The sequence below is a fragment of the Pseudoduganella sp. GW821-FHT12E03 genome, assembly GCF_058807115.1.
Map to the genome: position 1 here is coordinate 277,659 of NZ_JBXAQJ010000006.1, position 15,383 is coordinate 293,041.

Sequence of the window (15,383 nt, forward strand, 5' to 3'; positions counted from 1 at the left end):
CGGGATGCGCAATGCGAATGGCAATGCTGACGCGGCGAACTGCTTTGCTGGCGATGCTGGCGGCGCAGGCTTGCCTGGCGCAGCCGCCGTGGCCCGCCTCGGTCCAGCTGGGGTGCGTGGAAAACGAGCCCATGATGGACACCTCGCTGGCCATCTTGCGCGAAGCGTACCGCCGCATCGGCATCGAGGCGGTGGGCGTGCGGATGCCGCCCGAGCGGGCCGCGGCGGCCATAAACGCGGGCGAATTTTTTGGCGACGTGACCCACGTGGCCGGCATCGAAGCCGTGTACCCCAACCTGGTGCGTGTACCGGTTGCACTGATTTCGTTCGAGGCGCTGGCCTTTACCTATGGCCGCGATCTGCCGCTGCGCGCATGGCCCGACCTGCAGCCTTACCGCATCTGCATTCGGCGTGGCCTCAAATCACTTGAGAAGGCGACCGCCGGTTTTCCGCAAGTGAACGCGGTCAGCCAGTCCGCCAATATCTTCAGCATGGTGAAGCTCGGCCGCTGCGATGTCGCCGTGCTGCCGGACAGCGCATGGCTGGAGTTAGAAAGGCTCAATATCCGGGGCATGCGCACGCAAGATACGCCGCTGCAGTCATGGCCGCTGTATCACTATGTCCACAAGGCGAATGCGGCCGTGATCCCGGCGCTGACACAGGCACTGCAGGAGATGCAGAAAAGCGGCTACCTGGCGGACAAGCAGGCGGAGTTTAACAAGCGCGTGCAGCAAGCGCGGCGCAGTCTGTCCAGCGAATAAGGCGAGGCGCCGCCCGCATGCCAGCTTAGTCGCCGGCGTCATGGCCGCCATCATCCCCGCCACCGGGCTCGGCATGTTTGATCTTGATACCGCGCCGCGCCAGGCTTTCGCGCAGCAGGAATTCAATTTCCGCATTCACGCTGCGCAAGTCGCGCGCGGCCAGCCGCTGCAACTCGTCCCACAATGCCGGGTCGATCCGCAGCGGGAAGGCTTTTTTTCCCGGGCTGGCCATCGCAGAACGCCTTTAGTTATACAGGGTGCCGGCGTTGATGATCGGCTGCGCTTCCTTGTCGGAGCACAGCACCACCAGCAGGTTGCTGACCATGGCGGCCTTGCGCTCGGCATCGAGTTCGACGATGTCGCGCTCGGCCAGCCCTTTGAGCGCCGCTTCTACCATGCTGACGGCGCCATGGACGATCTTGGCGCGGGCGCTGATGATGGCTTCGGCCTGCTGGCGGCGCAGCATCACTTGCGCGATTTCCGGCGAATACGCCAAGTGCGTGAGTTTCGCATCCAGCACTTCCACCCCGGCCGCGTCGAAACGGGCCTGCAATTCCGTGCGCAGCGCATGGGCCACTTCATCCATGCCGGCGCGCAGCGTGGTTTCACCGGCCGCCAGGTCTTCGCCTTCGTCATACGCATATTGCGACGCCAGGTGGCGCAGCGCCGCTTCGCCCTGCACCGCCACATAGCGTTCGAAATCGTCCACCTCGAACAGCGCCTGCGCGGTATCGCGCACGCGCCACACCACGGCCGCGCCGATTTCCACCGGGTTGCCGCGCTTGTCGTTGACTTTCAGGGTCGGCGCATTGAAGTTGCGGGCCCGGACCGACAGCTTGCGCTTGCGGTACAGCGGGCAAGCCCAGCGCAAGCCTTCGCTGCGGTCGGTACCGACGTATTTACCGAACAGCATGAGGATCGCGCTTTCATTCGGCTGCAGCATGTACAGCCCGGCCACCGTGAAAATGCCGCCGCCCGACATCAGCAAAAACAGCAAAATGCCGACCGGACCGCCCTTGAGTGCAACGAAGCTGCCCAGCACCAGCAGCACCCCGGCCAGGGTCGCCAGGTAACCATTGTAGGAACTAAAACTGCTTTCACGCCTCGGGTTTGCGGTAGCCATGCTGGGGTCCTCGGTTAACATCAAAGTGATATCACTTTAGGATCACCCCAGCATGTTGTCAAGCGCTTAATTTCTCCCCATTAAAAGCCCTCCATGCGCGCCGAATCCGGCGTGAAGTTGGCGGACGTCAGGCCGCCCGCATTGATGTCCGGCGGCCGGGTATTGGTCATCTTGTCCGTCATGTAGGCGCCGGACTCCAGGTCGTGGTAAATCGACGTGGTGTTGATATAGATGCCCGCGTCGTGCGCATGGAAGTAATTGACCATGCCGACCCGCCACAGCTTGCCCCGGCCGTCATAGTTGTCGGCCATGACGCCGTTCCACGTGTCTTCGTCGAGATACATGACGCGCCGGCTGTACTGGTGGCGGTAGCCGCTTTTCAGTTTGGCTTCCAGCACCCACACGCGCCGCAATTCATAGCGCATGTACTCCGCGTTGACGTGGTGCGGCGTCAGCAAATCCGCATACCGGACGCCGGCCTGCTGGATACGGAAGGCATTCCACGGCACCAGCATTTCCCGCTTGCCCACGATGGCCCAGTCATAGCGCTCCGGCGAGCCATTGAACAGGCGGTCATCATCGATGGTGCGGAATCCGCCCGGCCCCTGCGGCATATCGAAACCATAGGCAGGCAACTGGCGCACGCGCCGTGTGCCGGGACTGTACACATAGCCCAGGCGCGGCTGCTTCTGGTTGTTGTAATACTCTTCGCCGACGACGATTTCTCCTTTCTGCCGTTCCGGCAACAGGGTTTTGGTCTTGAAGTACGCATACAGCCCATCGGTGCGGCTTTTCACGTTGGCTTTAAAGCCCGGCAGGAATACCTGGAAATCCACCTTGCCCCATGCGATTTCACCGTTCGGATAAACCACCGCCTGGTCTTGCTGCGCGCGATAGGTGTGGACGGAGCCGGCCAATTGGTGGTTCCACAACAATTCCAGCCCACTCTTCGGGATCGGAAAGGGCGGCGCGCCATTTGCCGCATGCAATCCGGCGCCGCCATCGGCCAGTTCCGCCTGCGCCGCGTTTTCCCTGGCGGCCTTGCACAGCGCGGCCGGATAGCCGAAATCGCGGTGCGTCGGATAGACTGGGATCCGGAAGGTGGCCGGGTACTTTTGCAGCAAGGCCTTCTGCCCTTCCGACAGCTTGTCGGCATGGGCTTGCATGTTTTTCGCCGTCACCACGTACAGCGGTTTTTCCGCCGCATAGGGGTCGCCGTATTTGTCGCCGGCTTTGGCGCCCTCCGCGGGGCCGGCCCCGCTCCACTTTCCACTGAATTCCGGAATCGCCCCGTCCTTGCTGCCGGCCCGTTCGGCGCCCATGCACGTCAACTCATTGCCCAGCGCCGCGATTTCCTGCGCGGTCGGCCGATGCGCGGTCTGCGCCAGCGCACCGAGCGCCACGCAACCGACACCGGCCACTGCCCATTTTGTAGTACGCATCATGTCTCCTCCTGGCGTTATTCGAAGTACTGCCGCGCATACTCCCGGTATTGGTAAATCGGCCCGTCGCCGCCGCACAGCCTTGGCTGCGGCAGGTATTTTTTGAAGTTCAGCACCTTGAAGTCCTGGCTCACTTCATAGGCAAAGCGCTCCAGCCACGGCTTGCCGATCATGTCATTGGCGGCCTGGCTGCCCAGGTCTTTGACATACAGGCGCGCCTTCTGGATAAAGCGTTCATGGTCGACCGGCGTGGCCGAGATCACGAAGTTGGTGGCCCAGCCCTGCCCCGCAAACAGCTGGTTGATGGCGGTGACACCGGTGAAGTTCACTTCAAAAGTATCGATCGGGAATTGCTCCGCCTCCGGATCGATCGCGTAATGCACCGACAAGCCATGGCTTTTCTGCTCCATGTTTTTCATGATGGGCATTTTGGAAGCGCCATGCAATTGCACGATGTGGGCGGTGTCGAACAGGTTTTCAAACAAGTCACGGTAGGGCGCCGTGCTTTCCCAGGTCCGGGTTTCAAACAGCACCCATCGGTCTTTTTGCAGCGCGGTGCTGGCGTAGGGTTCGAAGTCCGGCGCGGCGCCTTGCGGGTGGTGCCACATCAACACCATGCCATCGACTTCGCGGGTCCGGTGCAGGGTCAGGCCCAGGCTGCGCGATGGCGGCACCGCCGCGTACGGGATAGCGGTGCAGTGGCCTTCCGCACCATCGAAGGTCCACTTGTGGAAGGGACAGGTGATGGCGCCGTCCTTGATGCAGCCGTCGTGCGACGCCAGGTGGGCGCCCAAATGCGGGCAATACGCGTCGGCCACTTGCGCCTGGCCGCCGGCGGTGCGGTAGACGATCAATTGCTGGTCGAGGAAGGTGACGGGAAGCAGCACGTCGGCGCTGATTTCATGGGCGTCGGCCACGCAATACCAGCCGCGCGGGAATGGGTCTTGCGCGTGCGGTGAGCGGAATTTCATTGGGATGGGGGCGAGGTCGGGCATTGAGGTTCCTTTCGTGCAGGTTTGTCGCACGCGGTTGTGGCGTGCGGGCTTGGCGGCTTCCGCTGCGCGGAAACCACCCTACGGGATGGTGCTGGTGGCATTGATTGACGTTGTGGCCCGGCAGCGCATCCATCCGTAGGGCGGTTCGTCTTGCGAGCCGCCATGTGTGCGTCGCCGGCACCGCGTGCAATGCCGGTTCAGGCGCGGGCTTGCGCGGCTGTCGGTCCCAGCAACTGGCCGGGATACGCTTGCGTGAACTGGCCATCTTCAAACGTCGGCACCCCGTTCACCAGGGTCAGGCGCACCGGCGCCGCGTCGCGGGTCCAGCGCCAGCCATGGCCGCCCTGGCCATCGGGGACGTCGTACACTTTCTTCATCTCACGGTGCGCGATTTCATCGAGGTGGAACACGGTGACGTCGGCGCGCTTGCCGACCTTGAGTTCGCCCCGGTCCGCCAGCGCAAAGTGTTTGGCCAGCTTGCCGGTCTGGACGTGCACCGCCTGCTCCAGGGTCAGCGCGCCGGTGGCTTTGACGAAGTGCGTAAACAGCCGCATGTTTTCCCCGCCGCCGCACAGCATCTGGCCATGCGCACCCGCATCGCTGACATTGCCCACCGTGTACGGATCCTTCAGCAGGCGCACCACGGTGTCTTCATCGATATCAAACGGCGCCAGGTGCACCGTCGATTGCAAGCCGTTTTCCAGCAGCCAGTCCGCCATCGCGTCCGACGCGTGCACGCCGCGCTGCCGGGCAAACTCCGCCACCGACAGTTTGATGGGGCCCGCGCCATTCTCGGAATTGAGCAGATGCAAATCCTGCGGCCGCGCCATCGGCGAATGGCGCCACGCGTCCACATCCCACGACTGGCGGGCGCGCACGCGCCAGGCCGGGTCGGCCAGCAAGGCGCGCTTCGCGCTTTCGGTTTCCGCCAGCACCACTTCATGCCAGACGTAGTCATTGGACTGGGCAAAGATCAGCGAGCGGTTCACGCTCAGGGTGTAGGTGGGCGAGACGTGGGCAAAGCCGGTCCAGAAGTCGCGCCCTTCGCGCTTGAAGCGTTCGTGCATCTCCAGCATCGGCGCCTGGATATCCTTCTGGAACATCAATGTCGGCACCCCGGCCCACTGCACCCGCACCGGCAAGCCTTCGCACAGGCGGGCAATCCGCTCGGTCGCTTGCGGTCCGGTCTTGCGCATGAAGGTATCGACAATCACTTGCAGCGACGTGCCGGGGTAGCGCGCCAATACCGCGATCAATGCGCTCAGCTCCGCATCATCGGCCAGCAGCGATGGCACAGGACGGTCGTCGCCATCATGGTCGTGCAGGTTGGACGACAGGCCCAGTGCGCCTGCCCTCAGCGCATCTTCCAGCATGGCGGCCATGCGGGCGGTTTCTTCCCGGGTCGCCGCACGGTTCCAGGCATCCATGCCGAGCACCGCCAGGCGCAAGGCGATGTGGCCGACATAGGCGGCGATATTGGTCGAGACCTGCACATTCGATGCCAGCGATTGCCTGTATTCCGGCCAGTCCGACCAGTTCCACGGCAGCTTGCTGGTAAAGGGTTCGGCCGGGATATCTTCGAAGAAGGAAAAGATCTTCACCATTTCCATTTGCACTTGCGGGTCCGAGTGCACCGGCGCCACGGAAAAGCCGCAATTGCCCATGATGCAGGTGGTGACGCCATAGCCCGGCAGCGGGTCCAGGTCCGGCTGCCACCACATGGTGCCATCATAGTGCGTGTGCGATTCGATAAAACCCGGCGTCACGCAGCAGCCCTGCGCATCGATCACTCTTTCGCCCTGCCGCGGCAAATCGCGCCCGATTTCCGCAATGATGCCGGCCCGTACCCGCACGTCCGCCACATACCCTGCATCGCCCGTGCCATCGATGACCACCCCGCCCCGAATCAGAAAGTCCGTCATGTTGCTGTCTCCTCGTTGGTTGTTGCCGCTGTTTTGATGAAGTGCCAGGCCATGGTATTTCGGCCACTTTTTCCGTGGTAAATTGCTTGAAAAGGATCACGGATTGATCCTTATTTGTTCACGACATGAAAAAACGCGGGGAGGAGTCGCAGATGGTGCAGCAGGAAAGCCACAGTCAGATGCCGTTACTGGTCAGTTCCCTGAAGCGCATGCTGCGCATGCGCGGCATTGGTTACCGGGATATCGCACACACGCTGGGCGTCAGCGAACCGACCATCAAGCGCTGGTTTGCCGGCAAGGCATTGACGGTGGAACGGCTGGAGCGGCTGTGCGCCTGTGCCGACGTCAGCCTGATCGAGCTGGTGGAATTCGCCACCCGCGACGCCGATGCCCGCCTGCGGCAACTGACCCTGACGCAGGAACAGGGATTGGCGGAAGACCATGAACTGGCGTTCATCTTCGTCATCATCCTGCGCGGCTGGTCGCCCGCCGAACTGTGGGCCGAACAGGGACTCGATCCCGCCACCCTGGTGCGCTTCCTGGCGCGGCTGGACAAGCTGCGGGTGATCGACCTGCTGCCCGGCAATGAAGTGCGGCTGCTCACGGTGCGCAATGTCGAATGGCGCAAGGATGGCCCGATGCGCACGCAAATGGCGCAATGGCTGAAAGCCCGCTACTTCGCCCACGACAGCGCCAGCGCGCCGTGGAGCGCGGAAATGGTGAAACTGTCCGATGCGTCGCTGAACCGCATCGATGACATGAGCCGAGAATTCATGCGCAACATCCGCCTGCTGGGCGAAGTGGACCGCGCCACGTCGGCCGACCAGAAGGCGTGGTATACGGTGCTGGTGTCAGCCGACCAGGTGGACATGCGGGGTTTCCACCAAAAGCTGAAAATCAAGTCCTAGCCACGCTGATGGATCAGATGGCAACAAGGCCAACGTAGGGCGGTAAGCCGCAGGCTTGCCGCCATTGCCTGCGGACCAGTGCTGCGTATATCAGCGGCAGCGCATGCACGGCGGCTGCCGCCACGCGGAATCCGCCCTACGCGGCTGCCGCCAGGTCCGGCGACATCACCAGCGCCTGGTCCGGCGCCCACACCTGCCGGAAGAATGCGCTGCGTTTGGCCAGTCCCGCATAGCGCGCCGGGGCATGGGTACACTCGGGGCACCAGTGGCCGCCCATCAGCACCAGGTTCGGGCTGGCGCGGAAGCGGTGGCCCTGGCCGCAATCCCAGTTGCGCGGAGTGTCCCAATCCCCTTTCGCCATGTCCGCATCGGCCAGCTGGCCGCCACGGAACGCGGCCGCGTCGCGCAAGTCCGCCAGCGATAACGCTTCGCGCGGCTGGGTTTCATCGTAGCCATGCGACAGCAGCAGCGGCGTGGCGGACGGACGGGTCAACGCCACGTCGCCCCACCCGCCGATGCGGCTGTGCGCGGCGCGGGAACCGAAATACGCGCCGATATGCTCATCGTCGCCATGCGCCAGCCAGTGCAGCGGCCCGCCGGGCCCCGCCGCCAGCGCGCCAATGCGTTTTTTCACCGCACCCGGAAAATAGCCGCCCAGCTTGATGTAGAACGGCACCGAGGCCGCCATTTGCAGCATGAAGTCGTCCAGCGACTCGCTGCGGAATGGCACTAGTTCATGCAGGCGGTCGGAGTCCGCATACCACTGGCCGTGAAAATTGCGCAGCGCGAACCAGTCCGGGTCGAACACCTTGCGGAAGTCCGGGGTGCCGGTGGCGTTGAACATCTTCGCCATGAATTCATGGTTCACCACGCGGCAACTGGCGCCGCCGCCCACGTTATAGATACGGTTCCAGAACGCTTCCGGCACCGCGTCTTCGCAAACGTTGGCCAGCAACCGTCCCGAGTCGCGCGCGGTGACCCATTCCAGTACGCCATTCAACGGATTGTGGAACAGGATGGGGTCGAAAATACGCCACAGGTTCACGTGCGCCATCCCGGTCTGGCGCAGCGAGACCCAGTACTTCAAACCGGAATCGACGACGATGCTCTCGGCAATGTTCTTGCTGACGGCATAGTTATCGAACATGCTGATCTTGACCGGGTCTCCGACACGGCCCCAGTGAATCGGCGCCATCCGGTTGCCGGTCTGCGCCACGGTGCCGATGTACACCAGTTTCACGCGGTCCGGATCGGGCTGCGCCTTGATCGCCTGCACGATATTGCGGATCGAACCGACATTGACCTTGGTGGTCAGCGCCGGCTGGTGGTCGGCCATCGGCGACACCATGCCGCCCACGTGCAGCACCACATCCGCGCCATTCACGCACGGCAGCACATCCTCATAACGGGTCAAGTCGCCCCAAATAACTTCGACATCGCCGCGCTTCTGGTAGGGGGCGATGCGCTCGCGGTCGCCCGGCGTGGGGAGCACCAGCGCCACGATCCGGTAGCGGTCGCGCCGCTGGCGGAAAAACTCCAGGGCGGCCATGCCCATGTTGCCGGTGGCGCCGGTTAAGAAGATAGTTTTCTTGCTGTTCATGTGGTGTGCTCCGGATGGGCGACGTGCATGCGGGGAGATTACGGGTTGCAGGCACAGTAGCACCGCGCCCCCCTCCCCGGCATCATGCAAACAGACTAGGAGCCCGAGACGGCGTGCACCGGTGGCTGCACCACCGGCTGTGGCGATGTTTGCTGGCCGGTTTGCGCCGAGGCCAGTGTGCAGACCGCGTTGTCGAACACGGCGCGGTTGCGGCCCTGTTCCTTGGCCCGGTACAGCGCCGCGTCGGCGGCCCGCACCAGGCAGTCCGGCGTATCGCCCGCGCCGGGAATGATGACTGCCACGCCAATGCTGACGGTAACGTAGCCGAATTCCGACAACTGGTGCGGGATGGCCAGCGATTGCAAGGAATTGCTGATTTTTGTGGCCAGGTTGCGCGCATGGCGCTCATCGCAATTGGGGGCGATAAAGGCGAATTCCTCGCCGCCATAACGCGCGCCCAGGTCGCCCGCGCGCCGCATGCAGCCAGCCAGCACCAGCGCCAGGCGGCGCAGGCAGTCGTCGCCGGCCTGGTGGCCGTAATGGTCGTTGAATTTCTTGAACCAGTCGACATCGAGCAAGGCCAGTACCAGTGGCGTGCGCAGGCGCGCCGCCCGGCTCCATTCGGACGCCAGCGCTTCGTCGAAGCGGCGGCGGTTGGCAATGCCGGTCAAGCCATCGGTGGCGCTCAACTCGGCCAGTTTGCGGTTCAACACTTCCAGTTCGCAGGTATGCAAGTCCGCTTCCCGCACGCGGCGCGACAGCTGCACTCCCATGTCATTGAAGCTCAGGGCCACATAACGCAATTCATCTTTGCTGGCCAGCAGGATCGGCGTCACGAAGTCGCCATGCGCCATGCGGTCGGCGCCATCGCGCAGCGATTTGATCGACGACATCACCGCCAGGCAGGCGCCGGTCGCCAGGTAGATGAACAGGATCATGAAGGCCGGTCCCGCCAGCACGGCGCTGCGGAAAAACTGTTGCTCCACCTGGCTGATGCGCGCGGCCAGCAATTCATCGAGCAGCGGCAGCAACACGTCGCGGGTCTGGTCGAAACCGCGGTCGATCGCCGCCGTGGTCTTGTCGACATAATGCACGGGATCGGCCGCATAGCGGCCGCCAAGGATATCGTCCTCCACTTCCGCCAGCACTTCCTTCAGCGCTTCGCTGAACTGGCGGGAAAACCTGGCGATGCGCTCCGCCACTTGCGGGTTGGTCTTTTCCGCCTTGCGCAGCACGGCTTCCAGCTCATCGAGCCGGGCCTGCAGCACCGCCACTTCGCCGATGAATTGCCGCTGTCCTTCCGGTGTGATTTTCTTTGCCGCCAGCACTTCGGCGCCATGGGCGCGGATCCGTCCCACCATGTCCAGCGCTTTGGGCAATTTGTCGGTGGCCGCCAGCATCAGGTAATAACTGTTGGCGTCCGGATCGAGCACCAGGAAACTGGTGTCGCCAACCTGTTCAATCACCGCCATCAATTCCCGCGACAGCGCCGCATGGGCGTCGCGGCTGGCGGAAGCGCCGGCCTGCAAGGCCCGCCAGCGGTCTTGTACGGCGGCCCAGTGGGTCGCGATATCGAGCTTGGCGCCATGCGTGGCGACGGCTTGATTGGCCGCCGCCAGCGCCCGTTGCACATCCTGCAAATTATCCCGGCGCCGCGTCTCCAGTTGCGGCGCGCCGCCTGCCACGGCCGCCAGCAAGCCCTGGTGCTGTTGCACGGCCTGCAGCAAGGTCAGCAGAGGCAGATCCGCCGCCAGACCGGCCTGCTCCTGGCGGGCAATATCGGCGGCACGCTGCAAGTTCATGGTCAGCGCATAAAACAGGTAGGCAATCGCGATCCCGCCCAGCAGGCCGATCGCGGCAAACTTATAGGGGTAACGCAAGCGGTGCATTAAGTTCACCGCGGGCGTCAGCAACATGCGCAGGAATTTCATGGCCAGCCCGGCTCTTACAAGCGTATCCGCTGATTCTACGCTTGTATGGCTGGGTTGGCTCAGGTAAAAATTTTACTGCTGAAACAATTACTTGCCTGAAACGGAGGGCCGGCATACCGGCCGGCCCCGCCTGGATGTGTCAGCGTGGCGCCAGCCGGTAGGAAGCGCCGCTGCGGGTGGCGAACGTGGTCAGGTAATAGCGCTGGCCATCCTGCACCACCGTGCGGACCGACGCCTTCGCGCCCTGGACGGTCAGCGGCACGCGCGTGCGCACCACCGCCCGCTTGCCGCCTTTCGACACCAGCACGGCGTGCGCCAGCCGGCCGTCGCGCCAACTGAGCGACACCTCGAACGCGCCGCGCGCCAGCAAGCCGTGCACGTCGCCGTCGCGCCACGCGGCCGGCAGCGCCGGCAACAGGTGGATGTCGTCAAGGTGGCTTTGCAGTAGCATTTCCGCCACGCCGGCGGTGCCGCCGAAATTGCCGTCGATCTGGAACGGCGGGTGGGTATCGAACAGATTGTTCAAGGTCGAATGCTTCAGCAATTCCTGGTACACCTTGTACGCATGGTCGCTATCGAGCAGGCGCGCCCAGAAGTTCACTTTCCACGCCTTGCTCCAGCCGGTGCCGTCATCGCCCCGCACTTCCAATGTCTTGCGCGCCGCTTGCGCATAGCGCGCATCGAGCAGCGGCGAAATCTGGCGCCCCGGGTGCAGCGCGAACAGGTGCGAGACATGGCGGTGACGCGGGTCTTCATCGTCCCAGTCCTCCTGCCATTCGACCAGGTTGCCGCGCCGGCCGATCTGCAACGGCTTTAACTGCGCCCGCTTCTGCTCCAGCAGGCGCGCGTAATCGTGGTCGACGCCCAGGATGCGCGACGCTTCGATCACGTTGGTAAACAGGTCCCAGATGATTTCCATGTCCATGGCCGACGCCACGGTCACCGTGCCTTTGAATCCTTTCGGGTGCAGGTAGACGTTTTCCGGCGACGTCGATGGCGCCGTCACCAGCCGGCCATTGTGCTGCACCAGCCAGTCCAGGCAGAAAGCAGCCGCGCCCTTCATCAGCGGATAGGCCACGCCGCGCAGATACGCGACATCGCCGGTGTAGCGGTATTGCTCATACAGGTGCTGCGCCAGCCACGGACTGCCCAGCGCCCAGTTGGCCCAGTTCGGGTCGCCCTCGCCGGCGCCGACCGGATTAGTTTTTGCCCACAGGTCGCTGTTGTGGTGCACCGCCCAGCCCCGCATGCCGTAGTAATGGCGCGCCGTTTGTTCGCCATGGCGCGCCATGCGGCCGATATGGTCGACCAGCGGCTGCGCCATCTCGGCCAGGTTGGCCGGACCGGCCAGCCAGTAATTCATCTGCAGGTTGATATTGGTGGTGTAGTTGCTGCGCCACGGCGGCAGCAGCAACTGGTTCCAGATACCCTGCAAATTGGCCGGCATGCCACCGGGGCGCGACGATGAAATCAGCAGGTAGCGACCAAACTGGAAATACAGCGCCTCCAGTTGCGGGTCCGGCGCCCCTTCCTTGTAGCGCCGCAGGCGTTCGTCGACCGGCAGCGCGGGCGCCGCCGCGCCGCCCAGCGCCAGGCCGACGCGGTCGAAGTAGCGCCGGTAATCGGCCACGTGGCGCGCTTTCAGCTCGTCATAGCCTTTGCCCCGCACGCCATCGAGCGCGGCCTGCACGGCTGCGGTTTCATCGCGGCCGTCCTTGTCGGGGCAAGTGTCGACACCGTTGAAACTGGTGGCGGCCGCCACCGCCAGCGTGACCTCGGTGGCGCCGTGTACCCGCAGCGCATCGCCGCTGGCGGACAGTTCGCCATCGTGCGACAACACCTTGCCGCGCCACTCGAAACGCATGCCGTAGCACTTCCGCGCATCCGTGAAGGCAACCGGCTTGTTGCGGTAATCGTCATTGCCGACGCGCGCCTTGCCGCGCAACACCAGTTCGCTGGCGCCGTTGACGGCCACCTGGTGCGCCAGTTCATGCGCCTGGCGCAGCGTGATATCAAGCGCACCGGCCTTGCTGGCGGTCAGGCGGATCACGATCACCTGGTCCGGCGCCGACGCGAACACTTCGCGCTGGTAATGCACGCCATTGACATCGAACGAGGTGGTGGTCACCGCGTTGCCGATATCGAGCGCGCGGCGGTATCCGGTGACATCGCCGGTGAATGCCTGCTGCAGCCGCAGGTCACCCAGTGGCTGGTACAGTTGCGTATCTGGGCCCTGCATTTTTTTCAGCAGCGGGACGACGCCGTCGACATCGTCGGCAAACAGGCGCTCGCGCACCGGCTGCAAATACTGTTTCGCCTGCGGATTGGGTTGCAGGTCGGGTGGGCCACCGGTCCACAGGGTCTGCTCGTTCAGCTGGATCAACTCATCGCCGGCGCGGCCATACACCATCGCGCCCAGCCTTCCATTACCGACCGGCAGCGCCTCGTTCCACTCGGCGGCGGGCCTGGCATACCAGAAGCCCAGGTCCGCCTGCGGTCCGGCCAGCGCGGACGTGGATGGCAGGACCGCTGCTGCGGCGGCGATGCGGACGATGACGGTGATCCATTTCATATTGTTCCTGTCGGCGGATGTGGGTTCGCCGAGTGTACGAGGGGTACGGATACGAAACAAATATGATTTATGGACTTTTCTATATCATTTTTGAATAGCTGGATCCGGCTCGATCGCCGAGCCACATGGCCGGGTTATTTGACTGAGACCGACAGCATCTATAACACCGATATTTTTGCAAGAAATCTCTCATATCCTCCCAGAGGAGGACCGCATTTCCAATGCAGAACACTACCTTCCGAGATCTTAGAACCTATGAAATATTTTTTAACTGAAAATACGTTGCGAGAGAAATAAAATACAGCGCCAAGAAAAATAGGCCTATTTTAAAAAACTTAGATTGACTTTTTGCTGGATTGGCAACTTGGGGCGAAGTTATCGATGGCCAAGTTTCATTAGTTGCGTCCTCGAGCAAAAAAGCCAATCCCTTCAAACATCTAACGCCATACATTATTGAAGCAATAAACATTAAAAGTGCCATGAGCAAAATAGCTCCTTGAGCGCCTTGAATCCAATTTTCACTCGATACATTTGGAAATAGTTTCTCCTTAAAAGTAAGAGCCAAAGCAACAATTCCAGTTCCCAGGTTTATTAATTGCTTTACTGACTCAGACGCAAGCGAATATTGTTGCTTAATTTGCTCAGACATAATAAATCACCCCCATTGGCAAAATTTTTGAGTGAAATGTAGTGTATATCTTGAAAATTTAATAGATTCTTCATTTCTCTGAAACTCTGCATTTCCCATATGGGACAAATTTTCATCGAAAACCATATACCTTGCCCCTTCCCGTAAGGAAAAGAACCCTTTTATTGGGTCACTACCGTAACGAGGTGTAAACGTGTAACTATTGTTAGCACGTATAACTATCCGATCACCTTGTTTTGAACAATATTGCACAAACCTCATGGTAGTTAGAGGACTCTGCTGCATTTGAGCTGAAACATTGCTGATCTGAATCTGAAGCAAGAGCGCAAGAATGGCCAATTTTTTCATGTCTGCCACCTCAAGTATGGAAGGGATTGATTGGCTCAACGAGCATATCAGTCAGTTGGTTGACAACAATTTATGCCCGTTACTAATACCTAAGTAGTGCCATGGTCCCATGGCACCACTCTCTGAAATATTAGTGCCAGCTGGAAATATCATGCCCTGAAAGCTTGTGTTCCAATCGCGTAAGGCAGACCGAATCAGCTTCCTACCAACATATCCACCGATGCCTCCCAAGCAAGAACACGCGGCATCGAACGCGCCAGCAAGTCCCTGTAGAGACTATGCGCGTAAGCGATGTCCTTACCACATTCGCACGCGCATAGCGAGACCATTCGTGGTTCAATCTCTAGGAACAAGTAACTTGCAACCGCCGCTGCTCCCGGTGCATCCGCAAGACATCTGGCGAACTCGCCCGCAACACGGCATCAAGGTGGAGCGACGACAGCACAGGACCGGTCGAGGCATTCAGATGCGTAACCGCCATCTCTAAATTACTCATCAACTTGTCCTTCTGGGCTGCCTCGTTCAAACCCGTCTACCAGGCCATCAACGCCGATGTGACTGCCGCAGCCCTGGATGACTTTTCGGCTGGCCCATGGGGCACCAAATTCCCGACCGTGACGGCCATGTGGAAGCGCCAGTGGGAGCAGGTGATTCCGTTCTTTGCCTACCCACCGGAAGTGCGCACCGTCATTTACAAGACCAACGCCATCGAAAGCTTGCACATGCAACTGCGTGAAGCCGTCAAGAACCGGGGCCATTTCCCCAGTGACGATGCGACCACTGTCCGGCGACAATTAGAAACGCCGGCGTTTCTAATTGTCGCCGGACAACCACTTAGCATTCGTTGATTTAGTTATAGTCATCTGCCGTCCTGATACATGGTTTTGACCTTTACGTGGCGTCAGCAGAATAGTACAGTCATCAAGCAATCGACAACAAATCTCATCCCCAGCCTGTAACCCGGCTGACTCCAAGATAGCCTTCGGAATTCTTACCCCTGACGAGTCACCCCAGTGTGTCAGCCCTGCCATGACGTCCTCCAGTGAAAAGTATATGCAAGGTGTGCACTGCGAAATTGGCTCAACCCAGCTGCATCTGACACGCTAAAACTGGCAGGGGTACGTTTGCGCAG

At 61.5% G+C, this 15,383-nt stretch carries 13 protein-coding genes and 1 pseudogene; 3 read left to right on the forward strand and 11 right to left on the reverse strand.

The window, feature by feature from the left end; translation table 11 throughout:
• Nucleotides 1-11 precede the first annotated feature (11 nt).
• Entirely contained in the window at nt 12-761 is a 750-nt protein-coding gene (locus tag AC1RRC_RS17375; RefSeq protein WP_493056769.1) for a substrate-binding periplasmic protein, read from the forward strand.
• Between the two features lie 25 nt (nt 762-786).
• On the opposite strand, the gene AC1RRC_RS17380 is transcribed toward AC1RRC_RS17375, so the two are convergent.
• The 5 genes from AC1RRC_RS17380 to AC1RRC_RS17400 form a co-directional block, all read right to left on the reverse strand.
• A complete protein-coding gene (locus AC1RRC_RS17380; RefSeq protein ID WP_493056770.1) occupies nt 787-993 on the reverse strand; it encodes a type II toxin-antitoxin system antitoxin in 207 nt (68 codons plus the stop codon).
• Between the two features lie 12 nt (nt 994-1,005).
• Nucleotides 1,006-1,884, reverse strand: a complete 879-nt coding sequence (locus AC1RRC_RS17385; RefSeq protein ID WP_493056771.1) for an SPFH domain-containing protein — start codon at nt 1,882-1,884, stop codon at nt 1,006-1,008.
• Nucleotides 1,885-1,964: 80 nt separating this feature from the next.
• Nucleotides 1,965-3,329 (reverse strand): DUF1329 domain-containing protein, encoded by a 1,365-nt coding sequence (locus AC1RRC_RS17390; RefSeq protein WP_493056772.1) that lies wholly within the window; start codon nt 3,327-3,329, stop codon nt 1,965-1,967.
• Nucleotides 3,330-3,343: 14 nt separating this feature from the next.
• Nucleotides 3,344-4,321: a Rieske 2Fe-2S domain-containing protein gene (locus AC1RRC_RS17395; protein ID WP_493056773.1), complete on the reverse strand. Its 978-nt coding sequence runs from the start codon at nt 4,319-4,321 to the stop codon at nt 3,344-3,346.
• Nucleotides 4,322-4,518: 197 nt separating this feature from the next.
• On the reverse strand, nt 4,519-6,243 hold the full coding sequence (locus AC1RRC_RS17400) for an N-acyl-D-amino-acid deacylase family protein (RefSeq protein WP_493056774.1): 1,725 nt from the start codon (nt 6,241-6,243) through the stop codon (nt 4,519-4,521).
• A gap of 125 nt (nt 6,244-6,368) precedes the next feature.
• Between AC1RRC_RS17400 and AC1RRC_RS17405 the strand changes: the two genes are divergently transcribed.
• Entirely contained in the window at nt 6,369-7,151 is a 783-nt protein-coding gene (locus AC1RRC_RS17405) for a helix-turn-helix domain-containing protein (protein WP_493056775.1), read from the forward strand.
• Between the two features lie 136 nt (nt 7,152-7,287).
• Here the strand turns inward: AC1RRC_RS17405 and AC1RRC_RS17410 are convergent, their stop codons facing one another.
• The 5 genes from AC1RRC_RS17410 to AC1RRC_RS17430 form a co-directional block, all read right to left on the reverse strand.
• A complete protein-coding gene (locus tag AC1RRC_RS17410; protein WP_493056776.1) occupies nt 7,288-8,751 on the reverse strand; it encodes an NAD-dependent epimerase/dehydratase family protein in 1,464 nt (487 codons plus the stop codon).
• A gap of 95 nt (nt 8,752-8,846) precedes the next feature.
• Nucleotides 8,847-10,682 (reverse strand): diguanylate cyclase domain-containing protein, encoded by a 1,836-nt coding sequence (locus AC1RRC_RS17415; RefSeq protein ID WP_493056777.1) that lies wholly within the window; start codon nt 10,680-10,682, stop codon nt 8,847-8,849.
• Between the two features lie 139 nt (nt 10,683-10,821).
• Nucleotides 10,822-13,254, reverse strand: a complete 2,433-nt coding sequence (locus AC1RRC_RS17420; protein ID WP_493056778.1) for a glycoside hydrolase family 95 protein — start codon at nt 13,252-13,254, stop codon at nt 10,822-10,824.
• A gap of 253 nt (nt 13,255-13,507) precedes the next feature.
• Nucleotides 13,508-13,903, reverse strand: coding sequence for a hypothetical protein (locus AC1RRC_RS17425; RefSeq protein WP_493056779.1), 396 nt, complete (start codon nt 13,901-13,903; stop codon nt 13,508-13,510).
• Between the two features lie 6 nt (nt 13,904-13,909).
• Nucleotides 13,910-14,251, reverse strand: a complete 342-nt coding sequence (locus AC1RRC_RS17430; protein WP_493056780.1) for a hypothetical protein — start codon at nt 14,249-14,251, stop codon at nt 13,910-13,912.
• Between the two features lie 512 nt (nt 14,252-14,763).
• Here AC1RRC_RS17430 and AC1RRC_RS17435 point away from each other — a divergent pair.
• A pseudogene (locus AC1RRC_RS17435) lies at nt 14,764-15,033 on the forward strand (transposase); the annotation flags it as partial.
• Nucleotides 15,034-15,063: 30 nt separating this feature from the next.
• Here AC1RRC_RS17435 and AC1RRC_RS17440 read toward each other — a convergent pair.
• The gene (locus AC1RRC_RS17440; RefSeq protein WP_493056781.1) at nt 15,064-15,282 is read right to left on the reverse strand and encodes an AbrB/MazE/SpoVT family DNA-binding domain-containing protein; all 219 of its coding nucleotides are present in this window, start codon (nt 15,280-15,282) and stop codon (nt 15,064-15,066) included.
• Nucleotides 15,283-15,383: the final 101 nt, after the last annotated feature.